We start from the raw sequence: 17154 nt of genomic DNA on the forward strand, positions 1-17154 counted from the left end.
CCCGCGCCAATCAGGGAAAGGCGCGGGGGATCAAAGCCTTACTGGCCGGACTTAATGCGTGTCCACAACCGTGTCACATCACGCTGAACACGGGCCGGATAGGGGCGCGTGATATAGAGGTTTTCCAACGTGGCCTCATCTGGATAGACGGCAGGATACTCAAGGATCTCAGGATCAATGAACTCCTGTGCGGCCTCGTTGCCGCTGGCGTACCAAACATAGTTGGTGGCTGCGGCCGCATTCTGGGCGTCCAGAATGAAGTTGATGAAGGTGTGCGCAGCTTCAGGGTTTGGGGCATCCGCAGGGATTGCCATCTGGTCAAACCACATCTGGGCGCCTTGAACGGGGATCGAATAGTCGATCTCGTGGCCGTTCTCGGCCTCAGCCGCGCGCAGCTGTGCCAGGAACACATCACCGGACCAGCCGACGGCCACACAGATATCCCCATTGGCCAGCGCGTTGATGTATTCCGAGCTGTGGAATTTCTGGATGTAGGGGCGCACGGCCGCGAACACGCCTTCGGCTTTGGCGATCACCTCAGGGTCATGGCTGTCGGGATCCTCACCGATGTAATTCAGCGCAGCGGGAATCATCTCGGTCGGTGCATCAAGGAAATAGACACCGCACTCCGCCAGCTTTTCCATATTCGCCGGATCAAACACCAGATCCCAGTTGTCGAAGGGCGCATCTTCGCCAAGGATTTCGGTCACTTTACCGATGTTATAGCCGATGCCTGTGGTCCCCCACATGTAGTTCACCGAATACTCACCGTTCGGGTCATACTGATCGGTGCGGCCCTGGATCACGTCCCACAGGTTGTCGTGGTTGGGCAGCTGCGCAAGGTCCAGCGGCTGGAACGCGCCCGCAGTGATCTGGCGCTGCAGGAAGGTGGCAGACGGGACAACCACGTCATAGCCCGACCCGCCGGCCAGCAGTTTGGTTTCCAGCACTTCGTTGCTGTCGAACACGTCGTAGATCAGATCGATACCGGTTTCTTCCTCGAACTGTGTCAGCAGGTCTTCGTCGATATAATCGGACCAGTTATAAACGCGGACTTCGTCGGCAGACGCCATACCGGCCAGAAGGGCGGCGGCGGCAATGCCGGATGCAAAATGTTTGGTGGTCATAGTGTTTCCCTGTTTTCGAACGCGCGGTTTACCCCGCTTGATAACTTTGACTATGAAACCCACGCCGGTGATTTGCAATATCGCGGCGATCACACCTGCACGTTGCGGCTTTCGTTTTGTTTGACACTGCGGCCCGCCCCAATAAGCTGCCGCAAACTTAGGCGCTTTGCGTCTGACCTCTCGCCAAGGAGTCCCCGATGAACGTGATTTCCAACCACATGCCCACGGCTGACCTGCAACGCCTGGATGCCGCCCACCACATGCACCCGTTCACCGCTGGGTCAGAACTGGCCGAAAAGGGCGCGCGGGTGATCACATCGGCCAAAGGCGTTATGCTGACGGACAGCGACGGGCACCAGATTCTGGACGCCATGTCAGGGCTGTGGTGTGTCAACATCGGCTATGGCCGCGAAGAGCTGGCCGAGGCCGCCGCCCGCCAAATGCGAGAGCTGCCCTACTACAACACGTTTTTCCAGACCACCCACGTCCCCGCGATTGCGCTGTCCGCCAAACTTGCCGAAATCGCCCCACGGGATCTCAATCACGTATTCTACGCAGGCTCAGGGTCCGAGGCGAACGACACCAACATCCGCCTCGTGCGCCATTATTGGGCGCAAAAAGGCCAGCCGGACCGCAACATCATCATCAGCCGCACCAACGCCTATCACGGCTCCACCTTGGGGGGCGGGTCTTTGGGCGGCATGTCGGGCATGCAAAATCAGGGCGTGCCAGTGATCCCCGGCATCCATCACATCGACCAGCCCGATTGGTGGTCCGAGGGCGGGGACATGTCGCCCCATGACTTCGGCCTTGCCTGCGCCCGCCAACTGGAAGACGCGATCAAACAGCACGGCCCCGACCGCGTCGCCGCCTTTATCGGCGAGCCTGTGCAGGGTGCGGGCGGTGTCATCGTGCCGCCCGACAGCTATTGGCCTGAAATTCAGCGCATCTGCGACGACTATGGCATTCTGCTGATCGCGGATGAGGTGATCTGCGGGTTCGGACGCACGGGCCATTGGTTCGGATCAGACTATATGGGCATCCGTCCGGACATTATGACCATCGCCAAGGGCCTGTCGTCAGGCTACGCGCCCATTGGTGGGTCGCTGGTCTGCGATGAGGTCGCTCAGGTCGTGAATGATGCGGGTGATTTCAACCACGGCTACACCTATTCGGGCCATCCGGTGGCCTGTGCTGTGGCGTTGGAAAACCTGCGCATTTTGCAAGAAGAACGCATCGTTGAGAATGTGTGCAATAAGATCGCCCCGTATCTGGCTGATAAATGGACACAATTGACCGATCATCCCTTGGTGGGGGAAGCCAAGATCGTGGGCATGATGGGGTCCATCGCGCTGACGCCAGACAAGGCCGCCCGCGCCAAATTCAAGGCGGACGCGGGCACCGTGGGGCTGCATTGTCGGGGTCGGTGTTTCGACAATGGCCTTGTGATGCGCCATGTGGGCGACCGGATGATCATCGCCCCGCCGTTGGTCATAACGGAAAGCGAGATTGATACGCTGATCGATCGGGCCGTTCAATCGCTTGATGAGACCTACGATCTGATCCGCGCCGAAGGACTTTATCAGGCCGCCTGATGGATCTGTTGACCGCCAATGACCGCCAGGGCGCCTATCCTGCGTCCTATTATGCGGCCACGGCCACGCCGCTTGACCCGTTTCCCACGGCCAAGGGCGCGATCGCGTGCGATGTCTGCGTTGTGGGCGGCGGCTATTCGGGCCTGTCCGCCGCGCTGCATCTGGCGCAGGCGGGCATGGACGTGGTGCTGCTGGACGCACAGCGGGTGGGCTTTGGCGCATCGGGACGCAACGGGGGCCAGGTGGGCACGGGCCAACGGATCGGACAGGACGATCTGGAAAAGATCGCAGGGTTGGAACACGCCCGCGCACTTTGGGGTTTATCTTTGGAAAGCGTGCACTTAGTGCGCGATCTTATCGCAAAACATGACATGGCATGCGGCTGGTCTGATGGCATCATCGAGGCGGATCACCGCGCCAAATTCGTCCCCCACAGCCATGCCTACGCCGACAAATTGCGCACAGAGTATGACTACGACCTCATCCGTCCGATTGACCGTGAGGAAATGCGCAGCCTTGTCGGATCACCGGCCTATCACGGGGGCACTTTGGACATGGGGGGCGGGCATCTGCACCCGCTGCGCTATGCGCTGGGGCTGGCGCGGGCGGCACAGGATGCGGGCGTGCGGATCTTCGAAAACTCCAAAGTGATCGAAGTTAAGAACAACGCGAACGTCACCACGCAAGCTTCTGAAATAAATGCGCAATATGTGGTTATGGGCTGCAATGGCTATCTTGGTGCCCTCAACGATACGGTCGCCACCCGTGTCATGCCAATCAACAACTTTATCGCGGCCACAGCACCCTTGGATGACCCCCGCGCCATCATTCGCGGCAACCACGCCGTGGCCGACAGCAAATTCGTCATCAATTATTTCCGCCTGTCCGACGACGACCGCCTGCTGTTTGGCGGCGGCGAAAGCTATGGCTACCGTTTCCCGCGCGACATCGCGGCGACGGTGCGCAAACCGATGTCCGAAATTTTCCCCCAACTCAAAGAGGTGCAAATCGATTACGCGTGGGGCGGCACGTTGGGCATCACGATGAACCGGCTGCCGCATTTCGCCCGGCTTTCGGACCGCGTGCTGTCCATCTCTGGATATTCGGGGCACGGGGTCGCGATGGCGACCTTGGGCGGCAAACTGGCCGCGGAGGCGGTGCAGGGCCAGGCAGAGAGGTTCGATCTGTTCTCAACGCTGCCCTCGCCGCGCTTTCCCGGGGGGCCGCGCCTGCGCACGCCGCTTCTGGCGCTGGCCATGATCTGGTACAGCCTGCGCGACCGGCTTTAGACCAAGTCAGCAATAGGGGCTGACGTCCCGTCATCTGATCAGGTGCCGACCGCCGCCGATGCGGACCAAAAGGCGCTGACTGACTTTGTGGTCGCTTGGCTCAAAGTGAAGCCGCTGGCCCCCCTCGACCTGAAGACATCCAAATCTGCAGAACAAAAGACCGCGCATCACGACATCGGCGCGCCGTTTTGCCTTTTATCGCGACGTTTCCCCCGTCATTCGTCAATTTGCCATGGAAACAGGCCCCAACCCTTGCTAGCAAGCCGCATCCTGACTCACGCCACCGAAGAGGGCGGTCAGGTGCGGACCTTTGGGAGAGGGACAAACATGGCTATGGACACGGTTCTCAGCGTCGCTGGGTTGACCAAAAGCTTCGGCGGCCTGCAGGCCGTCCGTGGTGTCGATTTTGAGGTCGAACGCGGCGCAATTGTGGGGCTGATTGGCCCCAACGGCGCGGGCAAAACCACCACGTTCAACATGATCGCCGGTGAACTGCCGCCCACCACGGGCAAGATCACACTGCTGGGTGAGGACATCACCGGCCAGCGCACCGACACACTGTATCACAAGGGGCTGATGCGGACGTTCCAGCTGTCCCATGAATACGCGCGCATGACATCGCTGGAAAACCTGATGGTGGCCGCCCCCGATCAAACGGGCGAAAGCATCTGGTCCAGCTGGTTCGCCAATGGTCGCGTGAAACAACGCGAAGCCGAGGTGATTGAACTGGCCCGCGACACGCTGGACTTCCTCGGGCTGACCCATGTGGGCGAAGAGCTGGCGGGCAATTTGTCCGGCGGACAAAAGAAGCTGCTTGAGATCGGCCGCACCATGATGAACGACGCCAAGGTCGTTTTGCTGGATGAACCGGGCGCTGGGGTGAACCCCACGTTGATGCGCAAAGTGGGCGATATGATCCTGCAGCTGAACGAAGAACGCGGCTACACCTTTTGCATCATCGAACACGACATGGATATGATCGCACGTCTGGCGGACAAGGTCGTCGTGCTGGCCGAAGGACAGGTCTTGATGGAAGGCACGATGGACGAAGTGCGCAGCGACGAACGCGTCATCGACGCCTATTTCGGGGGGGAAGTGGTATGACGCAGCCCGTTCTTTCCCTCAACCACCTGAACGCAGGCTACGGCCAGACCGAAATCCTGCATGATCTGTCGTTGCACGTGATGCCCAATGAAATCGTGGCCATCATCGGCCCCAACGGCGCGGGCAAATCCACTGCGATGAAATCTGTGTTGGGCTTGCTGAACATCCGCGAAGGCTCGGTTGAGCTGAACGGTGAAAACATCACCGACACGCCCGCGCAAAAGGTCATCGAACGGGGCATTTCCTATGTGCCCCAAACCAACAACGTCTTTGTGAACCTCAGCGTGCAGGAAAACCTTGAGATGGGCGCCTGGACGCGGCCAAACGGCATCGAAGACCGCTTACAAGAGATGTATGAGCTGTTCCCCGATCTGGCCGAAAAGCGCACTCAGGCGGCTGGATCGCTGTCCGGCGGGCAACGTCAGATGGTGGCCATGGCCAAGGCGCTGATGGTGGATGCGAAGATCCTCCTGCTGGATGAACCCACAGCGGGTCTGTCGCCCAAATATCGCGGTGAGATTTTCAGCACCATCCAAAAAATCAAAGGCACCGGCGTGCCGATCCTGATCGTCGAACAAAACGCCAAACAGGCGCTTGGAGTGTCTGATCGCGGCTACGTTCTGGTTGATGGCGCAAACCGGCACGAAGGGACGGGGCAGGGCCTTGCCAATGACCCCGAAATCGCACGCATGTTCTTGGGCGGGGGGCACTGATATGTGGGACGCATTTGGCTTTGAATTCGTTAACTTTTACCTGATCCCCGGCCTTGTTCTGGGCTGTATCTATGCACTTGGGGCCATCGGCATCACGCTGACATTCGGCATCCTGCGGTTCGCCAATTTCGCCCACGGTGAGGTGATGATGTCGGGCGCCTATATCGCCTGGACCATCATGGCGCTGGTCGGTGCGGCGGGCATTGCCTTGCATCCGCTGGTGGCGCTGCCCTTTGCGGCGATATTCGTGATCGGGCTGTTTTTGCTGTGTGATCGGTGGTTCTACAAACCGTTCCGCAAGGCCGACACGATCAAGATCGTGATTGCATCCTTTGGTGTGATGCTCATCATCCGCTCCGCCGTGCAGGCGCTGTGGGGGCCGAACCAGATCACCTTCGTGCCCGGCATCGCGCGGCCCAATGCGTGGCTGCAATCGGTGACGGGGGATGCGGGCATGATGATCCTGATGCCCAACAAACACCTATGGATTTTCGCGGGCACCATCCTGTTGGTTGTGGCCCTGTCCTACCTTTTGAACCGCACCCGCACCGGCAAAGCCATGCGCGCTGTGTCCGACAGTCCTGATCTGGCCCATGTGACCGGCATCAACGTGGAAACCGTGATCAAAGCCACATGGATCGTGGGCGGCATCTGCGCCACCGCCGCCGGTGTGTTTTTGGTGATGGACACCCAGACGTTGGAGACAACAATGGGCTTCCGGATGTTGCTGCCCATGTTCGCCGCGGCCATTCTCGGCGGCATCGGCAAGCCGTACGGCGCGGTCTTCGGCGGGCTGGTGATTGGCCTTGCCGAAGAGCTGTCGGCCTATCCTTGGATCGGGGACACGCCGCTGCTGTCGCCTGGATACAAAACCGGCGTCGCCTTTGCGATTATGGTTGTCATGCTCATCGTGCGCCCACAGGGCCTGTTCAAGGGGAGGTCGTTCTAACATGGAAGCCTATCTGGGATATTTCCTTTACCTTCTGTCCTTGCTGACCGTTGGCGGCATCTACGCCATCTTCGCCTTGGGCCTGAACGTGCAATGGGGCTTTGCGGGGCTGTTCAACGCAGGCATCGTGGGCTTTGTGGCCGTCGGCGCCTATGTGTACGCCCTGCTGACGACGGCAGAATCGACCTTCCACATCGGGGGCTTTGGCCTGCCGCTGCCGGTGGGCATGGCGATTGCCATGGCGATGGCTGCACTGATTGCCGGGCTGATCGGTCTGGTCTGTATCAGGCTCAGGTCAGACTATCTGGCGATTGCCACCATCGGCATCGCAGAGATCATCAAACTGATCTTCAAGAACGAGACCGACATCACCAACGGCCCGCGCGGCATCAACAAAATCCCCCGCGCCTGGGAACACTTCAGCGAAGAACGGTTCTATTCCAGCGCGCCCATGTCGTGGATCGCCACCCCAGAACAATGGGTCGCCTTCTTTGACAGCCTGCCCAACTGGTACTGGCAGCCGCTCTTTGCAGGCACCATCCTGCTGGTTGTCTTCATCATCTACAAAATGCTGGAACGGGCACGCACGTCTCCTTGGGGCCGCATGATGACCGCCATTCGCGAAAACGAACCGGCCAGCCGCGCCGCCGGTAAAGACGTGACCAAACGCCGGATTGAGGCGTTCGTGATTGGCGCTGCGATCATGGGGCTGGGCGGCGCGCTCTTTGCCCAGCACCTGCGTCTGATTGAACCGACCAACACCTTCGACCCCTCCAAAGTGACCTTCCTTGTCTGGGTCATGCTGATCGCGGGCGGGTCCGGCAACAACCGCGGCGCCATCCTTGGCGCATTTCTGATCTGGACAATCTGGTCCGCATCAGAGCTACTCATTGCAGGCATGATCGACGTGATTTCAGCGGTGTTCAGCACCCTTGATCCGTCCATCCTTGCAACACGGGCAGGGTTCTTGCGCATGATGCTGATCGGCATCCTGATGCAAGTGATCCTGCAACGCTATCCCGGTGGGATACTACCTGAGGTGAGGCCCGCATCACCGAAGGCCGAAAAGACAGTCGCGGGTGCAACGGGAGAAACCAAATGAAAAAGACACTTCTGGCCACTGCGGCCACCTTCATGGCGACATCCGCCATGGCTGATGTGAACATCGGCAACCCAATGGCCATGACCGGCCCCATTCCTGACCTGAACGCCCCCATCGCGGCGGCCGTTGATCTGGCCGCGCAGAACGTCAACGACCAGGGCGGCATGTTCGCCGATGGTGAGACGTTGAACATCGTGCGCGCAGATTCTGCGTGTGATCCAACCGCCGCCGTGGACGCTGTGACCAAGCTGATCAACGTGAACTCCGTCTCTGCGATCGTGGGTCCGGTCTGCTCCGGTGCGACCATCGCGCAGGCTGAATCCGTGTCGATCCCTGCGGGCGTCGTGACACTGTCCGTGTCCGCATCCTCGCCTGCGATCACCAACATGGAAGACGGCACGGACCTGGTCTTCCGTGCGGCTGCCTCTGACGCCTATCAGGGTGTGGCGCTGGCCGAACTGGCGCTGGCCAACGGCTTTGACGAAATCGCCGTCAGCTACGCCAACGACGACTACAACGCCGCCATCGCGGAAGTCTTCGTTCAGGCCTACACAGACCTCGGCGGCACCGTGACCGCGAACGAAGCACACGAGCCGAACAAAGCGTCCTACCGCTCTGAGGTTGCCACCATCGGTGCGACCTCCGACAACCTCGCTCTGTTCTCCTACTACGGCTCCGGCGGCATCACGCTGATGCGCAACGCTCTGGAAACCGGTGCTTTCACCAACTTCATCGGTGCCGACGGCATGCTGTCCGATGAGCTGATCGAACAGATCGGTGCGGAAAACCTGATGACGTCGACCTTCACGACCTCCGCGTCTGACGACAGCACACCCTCCTTTGCCGCTTGGAAAGCCATCGCCGATGAGGCTGGCGTGCCGGCCTCTGACCCGTTCGTGGCCAACGGCTATGACGCGACCTTCATGATGGCTCTGGCGATTGAGGCCGCTGGCTCCGACGACCGCGCTGTCATCGCCGAATCCTTGCGTGCCATCGCAACCGCACCGGGCGAAGTCATCCTTCCGGGTGAGTGGGCCAAAGCGAAAGAGATCCTCGCCGCAGGTGGTGAGATCAACTACGAAGGTGCCGCTGGCAATCAGGACTTTGACGAGAACGGCGATGTCGCCGGCAACTTCTCCAAGTCCACCATCGTGGACGGCGCATGGGCAGCTGAGCTGATCCAGTAACCGCGTTTTCAGTCGAACCAAGAAACCGGCGTCCTTCGGGGCGCCGGTTTTTTCGTGTCGCAAACAGTTTAGGGCAGGGGCCATTTCTACTTTGCCGAACATGCGATTGCCCGTACCCTCTGTCCAAAGCATGGGGGGGAGACACAAAAATGCGCGCAGCCGTCGTCAGAGACTTCAATCAAGACCTGTCCCTTGAAACCGTCGATGATCCATCCTGCCCGGACAACGGCGTTGTTCTGAAGGTCGATGCCTGTGGCGTGTGCCGGTCCGATTATCACGGCTGGACAGGCGGCCACCCCAAGGTGGGCGATGGATCCATCATGGGCCACGAATACTGCGGCACCGTGGTTGAGGCTGGCAGCCGCGCCAAGTACCGCGTGGGCGACCGTCTGATTGCGCCGTTTATCTTGGGCTGTGGCGATTGTCCCGCCTGTGCCACCGGCGCGTCCAACACCTGTGAAGCCTCGATCGTGCCGGGCTTTGGCACCCCCGGTGCCTACGCGGAATATGTCGCCGTGCCGTTCGATCACAACCTTGTCCATCTCCCCGAAAGCCTGTCACCGGCGCTGGCCGCGGGCCTTGGGTGCCGGGTGACGACCGCGTGGCACGCATTGACGGATCGGGCAGGGGTTCAGGCAGGCGAATGGGTCGCCGTGCACGGCACGGGCGGCATCGGTCTGTCCGCGCTTTTGCTGGCAAAAATGCTGGGCGCGCGCGTCGTCGTTGTCGATATCGTCGACGAAAAACTCACCCACGCGCTGTCGCTTGGCGCAGATGCGGCTGTCAACGCGGCCACCACCAACGCCGCCGAAGCGATCCGCGACATCACCGGTGGCGGCGCGCAAGTCTCGATTGAGGCGTTGGGCATCGCGCAAACGACCAACGCCTCTGTGGAATGTCTGGCGACTTTGGGCCGTCATGTGCACGTGGGCATGCCGTCCGGTGACGGCATGATGACGATCAACATGCGCGCGATTTATGCCAAACAGCTGGCGTTCTACGGCACGCGTGGGATGCCGTCGTGGAAATATCCGAAACTTCTCGACATGATCGAACGCGGCGATGTTGATCTCGCGCCCATGCTGGATCGCACCATCGGGCTGTCACAGGCCAGCGCAGAACTGCGCGCCATGTCGGGTCCGACACCGCCGGGGACCGCCGTCATCACCGATTTCACCGCATAGGGGCGTCTGATGTGGATGGGGGCGCACACTGACCATTGATGGCTGCTCTCCTAATGCGATTTATAAAATTCTCATAATCAGTATTATGTAAAATTAATAATAAGTTACATATTACAAATACCTAGCCTGAAACCTTTCAGTGATTTTCAAAAGTTTACCAAACGTAAAAATTCTTTTGCGAAGTGCTGAAGAATGCTACCCATAGCGCATGACTTCTTTGACCTCATATCTTGATGCGCTGACCAATGCTCCCACGACACAGGCGTTGTGGGCCCTGCACACTGAAACGATGGCAGACTATGGGTTTGACCGTCTGATCTACGGCTTCACCCGCTACCGCAGCGGCGCGTCCCTCGGCGATCCGCAGGATTGGGTTCTGCTGACCAATCACGGCGACGCCTACATGGAACGATTCCTAAGCCACGGTCACGTCTACCGCGCCCCGATGATCCGGTGGGCCCTGAACAACACGGGCCCCTGCAGCTGGCGCTGGATGGCCGACCCGGACAATCTGACCGATGACGAAAAAACAGCTGTCGCGTTCAATGTCAGCCAGAACGTCACCGCAGGATACACGATCAGTTTCCTCAGCGTGTCCGAGCGCACCAAGGGCGCGATTGCGCTGACAGCCAAGTCGGGCATGACACAGGACGAGGTCGAGGCGATCTGGGAGGAACATGGTGCAGACATCACCGTGATGAACAACGTGATGCATCTGAAAATTCAGACCTTGCCCTATTCTCAACGCAACCTGACCAGCCGCCAACGTGAGGTGCTGCAGTGGGTCGGCGATGGAAAAACAACGCAAGACATTGCGATTTTGCTGAATCTGACGCCCGCGACGATTGAAAAACATCTGCGACTGGCCCGTGAGGCGCTGGACGTGGAAACCACGGCGCAGGCTGTCTTGAAGGCCGCGTTCTATAACCAGATGTTTGTGCTGGATTCGGCGGCGGCCTAGCCTGCAGCGCAGTCAGTTCGCACCACAAATTCAAAGACCTACGCGACAGGTACGGAATTCCAGACTGTCGCTTACGTAAGGTAAATGACACCCTATCCTTGTTCCGTGAGTGGTGGCCTTAGGCCTGGGAACAGCGACCTTGACCCCTTGAGATTACGAGGCAAGCAGGGCCGTGCCGGGTAACCGGATTGCTGGTCTGTGTGGGCTAAGCCCTCTTCAGGCCGGCACCTACTTCTATCGTGCTCAATCCTATCCCTGAGATGCACGATACTGTGGCCTCGACCGTCTGGTCGGGGCCACCTCCTCCCTCAAACACATAAAAAGCCGCCCAAAATGAGCGGCTTTTCAATGTTTTATACGTCGAAGTTAACCCAGGTTAGCCCTGCGCTGCCTTGGCAACCTCAGCGGCGAAGTCTTCTTTTTCGACTTCGATGCCTTCGCCAACTTCAAGACGGGCGAACCCTGTGATTTCGGCGCCTGCGTCTGCCGCGGCCTGACCAACGGTCACGTCAGGATTGACGACGAACGACTGGTTCAGAAGCGTGGCTTCGGCCACGAACTTCTTCATGCGGCCAACGATCATTTTCTCGATCACAGCTTCTGGCTTGCCGGACTCGCGGGCGATGTCCATCTGAACCTGCTTTTCTTTTTCGACCACATCCGCGTCCATGTCGGCCTCAGACAGTGCGGCAGGGTTTACAGCGGCGATGTGCATCGCAATCTGTTTGCCCAATGCTTCGTCGCCGCCATTCAGGGCGACAAGAACACCGATTTTGCCCATGCCAGTTGCAGCCGCGTTGTGCACGTATGTCACAACGGTCTCACCTTCGAGGGCGGCCATGCGGCGCACGGACATGTTTTCGCCGATCACAGCGACAGCGTCTGTCACGGTCTGCTCAACGGTCTTGCCGTCCATGTCAGCCGCTTTCAGCGCCTCAACGTCGGCCACTGTCAGTGCGACGTCTGCAATGCCTGCGACCATCTTCTGGAAGTCCGCGTTCTTACCGACGAAGTCCGTTTCAGAGTTCACTTCAACGGCGATGCCTTTGCCGTTCTGGACGGCCACAGCCACCAGACCTTCAGCCGCGGTGCGGCCGGATTTTTTGGCGGCTTTCGCCAGGCCTTTGGTGCGCAGCCAATCCACGGCGGCTTCCATGTCGCCGTCGGTTTCGGTCAACGCTTTTTTCGCGTCCATCATGCCTGCGCCTGTGCTGTCGCGCAGTTCTTTCACCAATGCAGCAGTGATTGCCATCTTTGGTCTCCTTGAAAGTAGAGGTGGTCCGGACGCGAAGGCCGCGCCCGGTCAGGAAAAGTCGGTCAGAGGCAGGCTTACGCCTTCGCCTCTTCTGCCGTTTTCATCTCGTCCAACAGGGCTGCGCCATCTTTGGCAGCCGCGTCGTCATGGGCGGTCTCTGCGCTGACGGCTCCGGTGTCGACACCGCCCGACAGTTCTTCTTCAACAGAGGCTTCCATCTCACCGATGTCGATGCCAGCCGCGCCCATCTGGGCCGACATACCATCCAGTGCCGCACGGGCGGCCAAATCGGTGTAGAGAGCGATGGCGCGGGCTGCGTCATCGTTGCCGGGGATGATGTAATCCACGCCCGCGGGGGAGCAGTTGGTATCGACCACGGCCACAACCGGAATGCCCAGTTTCTTGGCTTCGGCGATGGCCAGATCTTCTTTGTTGACGTCGATGACGAACAGCAGGTCAGGCACGCCGCCCATTTCGCGGATACCGCCCAAGGACGCCTGCAGTTTGCCCTGCTCACGTTCCATGCCAAGACGTTCTTTCTTGGTCAGACCTTCAAAGCCACGTTCGGCTGCTTCGTCGATGGCCTTCAGACGGTTGATGGACTGGGACACAGTCTGCCAGTTGGTCAACGTACCGCCAAGCCAACGGTGGTTCATATAGAACTGTGCGGATTTCTCAGCGGCGTCCTTGATGGGGCCCTGCGCCTGACGCTTTGTGCCGACGAACAAAACGCGGCCACCTTTGGCCACAGTCTCACGGACAACATTCAGGGCAGCGTCCAGCATTGGGACCGTCTGCGTAAGGTCCATGATGTGGATGCCGTTGCGGGCGCCGTAGATGAATTCTTGCATCTTCGGGTTCCAGCGCTGTGTCTGGTGTCCGAAGTGAACGCCTGCCTCAAGCAGCTGGCGCATGGTAAACTCTGGAAGAGCCATGGTCGTTTCCTTTCCGGTTTCAGCCTCGACGGGGGTATCAGACGCCCTGCCCCAAAGATCCAATCGCTTTGGGTCTGCTTGTCCAACCGGTGGATGTCTTGGGATGTCTCCCCAATGCACCCGCCCCCGTCTGGGGATTTCGTGGTCGCGCGTATAGGGCGGTTACAGCTGCTGTGCAAGCCCCTTTTGATCTTGCGCATCCCCCCTTGCGGGGTGGATCGGTAACACCAGATGCAACGGACCGATACTCTGTCTCTTGGACGATCAAAACAAATGCTCTTCGCGCGCAGCCGGATCCTCCCAAACGCGGCACTCCAAATCACCGACCGCTTTGTTATGCCGCCTTATGGATCAGATCGACCCGACGCAACCCGGACAGGAAGACAACGGCGTTGCGTCCTTTTGCTTTGGCCTGATAGAGGGCGCGGTCCGCCGCATCGAGCATTTTGTCGACCTCTGTTGGGGCCCGCATCCAAACGGCACCAACACTGATAGAGACAGGCAGGATATGGCCCGCGACATCAAAGTTTGCCGCGCTGACAACCTCGCGGCACCTCTCCGCGATTTTTTCAGCCTCGGGCGCGTCGATATCGGGCAAGATCACCACAAATTCGTCCCCACCAAGCCGCACAAAGATGTCGTCCATCCGCAGATTGCGAGAAATCATGGACACGATATGTTTCAACAAATCATCCCCAACCGCATGACCATATGTATCGTTCGTCGTCTTGAAACGATCGACATCGAAATACAGCAAGGCCTGCCCTGCCCGTCGGCCCTCTCGTTGGGTCATCTGGTCATAGGCCAGATCCAAACCTCGCCGGTTCAACAAACCCGTCAAATGGTCCGTATTCGCATGGATCAACGAGGCCTGCGCTTCGGAAATATAGGTAAACTCACCCGTCAACAAAGAGTGGATCAAGACCGCACCCGCCAGACTGGACACCAACATGTACGGGAACAACGACGGGAACAGAACCTGTGTCACCGCGGGGGGTGTCAGAAGAAATGCGGCTGCCTGACTGCTCAGCAATAGGCCCAGGATGATTGACTTGCGAATCTTCGCGATGTCCAGATCCTTGACAAACCGGCGCCAGATCCATCCGCTTACAAAAACGGCACACATGCCAAGAATGCCGGGGGCGACGCCCGCCCCCCCAATGTACATGCGGTAGGTGACGCCTGTCACCAAGGTCATCGCCCCGACCACCGGGCCAAGGATGGCCGTCGCCGTGCCCACCAAAAGCGCGCGCATGTCAAAAATGCCAGCGTCGTTGGGCAGGTGGATCGGATCGCTCATGGACATGACCAAGGCAAAGGAAAAAAGCAGGCCCATAAACGTCGTGTTGTGCAAGGCATCGCCACCTTTGCGCTGCAACAATGAGACAGCAAAGATCAACGCCATCAGCAAAGCCATTGAATCGACGAACGACATCAGCATTTCTTTAAAAATCAAGGACATCATCAGGGCACCTCTTATCAACTGCGTCCTGACTAAGCAGTTGCCCCTAACGTTTGGTTACTTCCGCAGCCTAACTGACGCGCTGGTAAAGAAAGTCATAAGAACACGCGTTCCACGACCCAATAGGCCCCGATCAGTGCAATGGAGACACTGGCGGGCATGGCAACCACGGCGCGGTAGCTGTCTTTGCCCCCGACAACACAGCATGCCGCGCTCAACCCGGCCAGGGCCGCAGCCATAAACACCAAGGGCACGTAAGCCTCAACCGCGCGGACCCCCAGCGCTGAAATGGGCACCAGAAGCAGCGGAAGCAAAATTACAGCAACCCCTATGTACATCAGGCCATAACGGCGGCTCGTCCCACCTGACTGCGTCAGCCGGAGTGCGGCGACGACAATGACAAAGGCCACGGCAATACACAGCAGCTGGCCCAATTCCACCCCGATGTTGAACCCCAACAGCGCAGGCAAAACAGCGCCATCCGGCAAACCATACGCCCCAAGCACGGAGGCAAACCCCAGCCCGTGCAAAAGCCCGAACCCAAAGATGATCGCAGGCCGCCATGGGTTCAGACCATCAGTAAAGATGTTTTCCACCGCGATATAGACGATAGAGGCCGCGATAATGGCCTCAACAATCCACATGTTGTCTTCGGGGATGTTGACGTAACCCAAGGTCGCCAGCGCCAGTGTGACCGTATGGGCGGCCGTAAAGGCCGTCACCTGCCAAACCAGCGGGCGCACACGGGTGCTGAGGAAAAACAGGCCCAGGACAAACAGAATGTGATCAAGACCAAGGGGCACGATGTGTTCCACACCGACGGGAATGAACCGCGCGAACGCCTGCAGTGCGGTCATCTGCGCGCCCACGTTCAAATCAACCTCTTCGGACAAGCCACCGGTCAGATACCCGTCCCATCCCTCCTCAACGCCCATCTGCCGCAGGACCAGCACGCCAAATTCCGCAGGCCAGTCGATCTGCATGGATTGCGCATCCTCGGGCAAGGCGGCCGAAAACATCAGGGTGGACTGGCGCACCAGATCGATGTTGCCGACCTCTGGGACGATTATATCGTCCAAGGTAAGGGCCGCGGGCGCACCATCCACCAAAACCGCCATCGTGTCTGTCATCGTCGGCCAAAAGGCGCGAACAGCGCCTGCAAAGGCCGCAGGCTCCATGGCGCGCAACACGTCATAGCGGTCCGCCCCGGGGGCGGTTTCGGTGTCTTGCAGACCCTCAAGGTCGATCCCGGCCACGATGCTCTCAAAATTACCCTCAAGGCTGAAGGTCAAACGTCCATCGACCACTTCCATATCGCCGATGGTCGGAAAAACCTCATGGGCGGCGGCGAGTGACGCGAACGTGATCCAAACCACGGCAGCCATTGACACCAGCCTCGCCAATGTCAGTTTAAGCCTAACCTGATCGGAGTTCATCATGCGCATTTTTGCTGCCCTTATCGCTTTCAACGCGGGTCTGGCCCTCGCCTCACCCGCCGTGTCCCATGAATTCTGGATCGAGCCAGAGGCCTACCAGATTTCGGCGGACGGTACGGTTCAGGGCATTCTTGTCAATGGCGAAGACTTCGAAGGCACGACGCTGGCCTATCTGCCTTTGCGGTTTGATCGCTTCACCATCGCGTCCGGCATGCGGCAAGCCAATGTCGAAAACCGCATCGGTGCGACCCCTGCGTTGGATGTGGCCCCCTTTGCCGAAGGGCTGCATGTGGCCAGCTATCAATCCCGGATGTCCGTGATCGGATATGCGGAATGGGAGAAATTCCTGAAATTCGCAAATCACAAGGATTTTGAGGACATCGAGGCACGCCACGATGCCCGCGGCCTGCCCCGCGAAGACTTCCGTGAGGGATACTGGCGGTTTGCCAAAACACTGGTGGGGGTCGGCACATCTGCGGGGCGTGATTTCCGCACGGGGTTGGCGGTAGAGTTTGTGGCCCTCGACAATCCCTACACCGATGACCTGGCCGAGGGCCTGCGGGTGCAGCTTTATGTGCTGGATGATCTAAAAGCCGACGGTCAGGTGGAGCTGTTTGAGAAAGCCCCGGATGGCACCGTAGAGGTCACGTTGCACCGCACAGACGCCGACGGCATCGCCACCCTGCCCGTCAAAGCCGGCCACAGCTATCTGGTGGACCACGTCTATTTGCGCGAACCCCGTGCGGAATTGGCCGAAGAGGCTGACATTGCTTGGGAAACCCTATGGGCTGCGTTGACGTTTGGTGTGCCTGAATAGGCCTTGAGTGTGCCGCAACCCGACCCTCCGGGGGGAGT

General features: G+C 59.2%; 15 protein-coding genes. 10 read left to right on the forward strand and 5 right to left on the reverse strand.

The features are described from left to right. Positions 1–38: 38 nt before the first annotated feature. Positions 39–1127 (reverse strand): polyamine ABC transporter substrate-binding protein, encoded by a 1089-nt coding sequence (locus PSJ8397_RS01945; RefSeq protein WP_085862869.1) that lies wholly within the window; start codon positions 1125–1127, stop codon positions 39–41. A gap of 197 nt (positions 1128–1324) precedes the next feature. On the opposite strand from PSJ8397_RS01945, the gene PSJ8397_RS01950 reads away from it, so the two are divergent. The 9 genes from PSJ8397_RS01950 (at position 1325) to PSJ8397_RS01990 (ending at position 11211) form a co-directional block, all read left to right on the forward strand. Further along, positions 1325–2722: an aspartate aminotransferase family protein gene (locus tag PSJ8397_RS01950; protein WP_085862870.1), complete on the forward strand. Its 1398-nt coding sequence runs from the start codon at positions 1325–1327 to the stop codon at positions 2720–2722. After that, positions 2722–4011, forward strand: a complete 1290-nt coding sequence (locus PSJ8397_RS01955) for an NAD(P)/FAD-dependent oxidoreductase (RefSeq protein WP_085862871.1) — start codon at positions 2722–2724, stop codon at positions 4009–4011. Before PSJ8397_RS01950 ends, PSJ8397_RS01955 begins: the two co-directional genes overlap by 1 nt. A gap of 327 nt (positions 4012–4338) precedes the next feature. Then, the gene (locus PSJ8397_RS01960) at positions 4339–5115 is read left to right on the forward strand and encodes an ABC transporter ATP-binding protein (RefSeq protein ID WP_085863453.1); all 777 of its coding nucleotides are present in this window, start codon (positions 4339–4341) and stop codon (positions 5113–5115) included. Beyond that, positions 5112–5828, forward strand: a complete 717-nt coding sequence (locus tag PSJ8397_RS01965; RefSeq protein ID WP_085862872.1) for an ABC transporter ATP-binding protein — start codon at positions 5112–5114, stop codon at positions 5826–5828. The genes PSJ8397_RS01960 and PSJ8397_RS01965 overlap by 4 nt, the downstream gene beginning before the upstream one ends. Position 5829: 1 nt before the next feature. Next, positions 5830–6777 carry a branched-chain amino acid ABC transporter permease gene (locus tag PSJ8397_RS01970; protein WP_085862873.1) on the forward strand — a complete coding sequence of 316 codons (948 nt, stop codon included), beginning with the start codon at positions 5830–5832 and terminating at the stop codon, positions 6775–6777. 1 nt (position 6778) lies between these two features. Then, complete coding sequence (locus PSJ8397_RS01975; protein WP_085862874.1) at positions 6779–7879, forward strand: branched-chain amino acid ABC transporter permease; 1101 nt, start codon at positions 6779–6781, stop codon at positions 7877–7879. Further along, on the forward strand, positions 7876–9066 hold the full coding sequence (locus PSJ8397_RS01980; RefSeq protein WP_085862875.1) for an ABC transporter substrate-binding protein: 1191 nt from the start codon (positions 7876–7878) through the stop codon (positions 9064–9066). Before PSJ8397_RS01975 ends, PSJ8397_RS01980 begins: the two co-directional genes overlap by 4 nt. A gap of 149 nt (positions 9067–9215) precedes the next feature. Beyond that, complete coding sequence (locus PSJ8397_RS01985; RefSeq protein WP_085862876.1) at positions 9216–10250, forward strand: zinc-binding dehydrogenase; 1035 nt, start codon at positions 9216–9218, stop codon at positions 10248–10250. A 208-nt stretch (positions 10251–10458) separates the two neighbouring features. Continuing rightward, positions 10459–11211 carry a helix-turn-helix transcriptional regulator gene (locus PSJ8397_RS01990; RefSeq protein ID WP_085862877.1) on the forward strand — a complete coding sequence of 251 codons (753 nt, stop codon included), beginning with the start codon at positions 10459–10461 and terminating at the stop codon, positions 11209–11211. 376 nt (positions 11212–11587) lie between these two features. Here the strand turns inward: PSJ8397_RS01990 and tsf are convergent, their stop codons facing one another. The 4 genes from tsf to PSJ8397_RS02010 form a co-directional block, all read right to left on the reverse strand. Beyond that, on the reverse strand, positions 11588–12463 hold the full coding sequence (tsf, locus tag PSJ8397_RS01995) for a translation elongation factor Ts (protein ID WP_085862878.1): 876 nt from the start codon (positions 12461–12463) through the stop codon (positions 11588–11590). A 77-nt stretch (positions 12464–12540) separates the two neighbouring features. After that, positions 12541–13401: a 30S ribosomal protein S2 gene (gene rpsB, locus PSJ8397_RS02000; protein ID WP_085862879.1), complete on the reverse strand. Its 861-nt coding sequence runs from the start codon at positions 13399–13401 to the stop codon at positions 12541–12543. Positions 13402–13735: 334 nt separating this feature from the next. After that, on the reverse strand, positions 13736–14866 hold the full coding sequence (locus PSJ8397_RS02005) for a diguanylate cyclase (RefSeq protein WP_085862880.1): 1131 nt from the start codon (positions 14864–14866) through the stop codon (positions 13736–13738). Positions 14867–14958: 92 nt separating this feature from the next. Continuing rightward, the gene (locus PSJ8397_RS02010; protein WP_143515320.1) at positions 14959–16308 is read right to left on the reverse strand and encodes a HupE/UreJ family protein; all 1350 of its coding nucleotides are present in this window, start codon (positions 16306–16308) and stop codon (positions 14959–14961) included. On the opposite strand from PSJ8397_RS02010, the gene PSJ8397_RS02015 reads away from it, so the two are divergent. Beyond that, the gene (locus PSJ8397_RS02015; protein ID WP_085862881.1) at positions 16301–17116 is read left to right on the forward strand and encodes a DUF4198 domain-containing protein; all 816 of its coding nucleotides are present in this window, start codon (positions 16301–16303) and stop codon (positions 17114–17116) included. The genes PSJ8397_RS02010 and PSJ8397_RS02015 overlap by 8 nt on opposite strands. The last annotated feature ends 38 nt before the right edge of the window (positions 17117–17154 follow it).

Origin of the sequence: Pseudooctadecabacter jejudonensis (assembly GCF_900172275.1) — a bacterium.
GTDB classification, from domain to species: Bacteria; Pseudomonadota; Alphaproteobacteria; order Rhodobacterales; family Rhodobacteraceae; genus Octadecabacter; species Octadecabacter jejudonensis.

Coding starts and splice junctions, on each gene's coding strand:
- PSJ8397_RS01985 (WP_085862876.1), top strand. CDS start 9,216: ATGCGCGCAGCCGTCGTCAGAGACTTCAATCAAGACCTGTCCCTTGAA.
- PSJ8397_RS01955 (WP_085862871.1), top strand. CDS start 2,722: ATGGATCTGTTGACCGCCAATGACCGCCAGGGCGCCTATCCTGCGTCC.
- PSJ8397_RS02010 (WP_143515320.1), bottom strand. CDS start 16,308: ATGCGCATGATGAACTCCGATCAGGTTAGGCTTAAACTGACATTGGCG.
- PSJ8397_RS01980 (WP_085862875.1), top strand. CDS start 7,876: ATGAAAAAGACACTTCTGGCCACTGCGGCCACCTTCATGGCGACATCC.
- PSJ8397_RS02015 (WP_085862881.1), top strand. CDS start 16,301: ATGCGCATTTTTGCTGCCCTTATCGCTTTCAACGCGGGTCTGGCCCTC.
- PSJ8397_RS01970 (WP_085862873.1), top strand. CDS start 5,830: ATGTGGGACGCATTTGGCTTTGAATTCGTTAACTTTTACCTGATCCCC.
- PSJ8397_RS01945 (WP_085862869.1), bottom strand. CDS start 1,127: ATGACCACCAAACATTTTGCATCCGGCATTGCCGCCGCCGCCCTTCTG.
- PSJ8397_RS01990 (WP_085862877.1), top strand. CDS start 10,459: ATGACTTCTTTGACCTCATATCTTGATGCGCTGACCAATGCTCCCACG.
- rpsB (WP_085862879.1), bottom strand. CDS start 13,401: ATGGCTCTTCCAGAGTTTACCATGCGCCAGCTGCTTGAGGCAGGCGTT.
- PSJ8397_RS01960 (WP_085863453.1), top strand. CDS start 4,339: ATGGCTATGGACACGGTTCTCAGCGTCGCTGGGTTGACCAAAAGCTTC.
- PSJ8397_RS01975 (WP_085862874.1), top strand. CDS start 6,779: ATGGAAGCCTATCTGGGATATTTCCTTTACCTTCTGTCCTTGCTGACC.
- tsf (WP_085862878.1), bottom strand. CDS start 12,463: ATGGCAATCACTGCTGCATTGGTGAAAGAACTGCGCGACAGCACAGGC.
- PSJ8397_RS01950 (WP_085862870.1), top strand. CDS start 1,325: ATGAACGTGATTTCCAACCACATGCCCACGGCTGACCTGCAACGCCTG.
- PSJ8397_RS02005 (WP_085862880.1), bottom strand. CDS start 14,866: ATGATGTCCTTGATTTTTAAAGAAATGCTGATGTCGTTCGTCGATTCA.
- PSJ8397_RS01965 (WP_085862872.1), top strand. CDS start 5,112: ATGACGCAGCCCGTTCTTTCCCTCAACCACCTGAACGCAGGCTACGGC.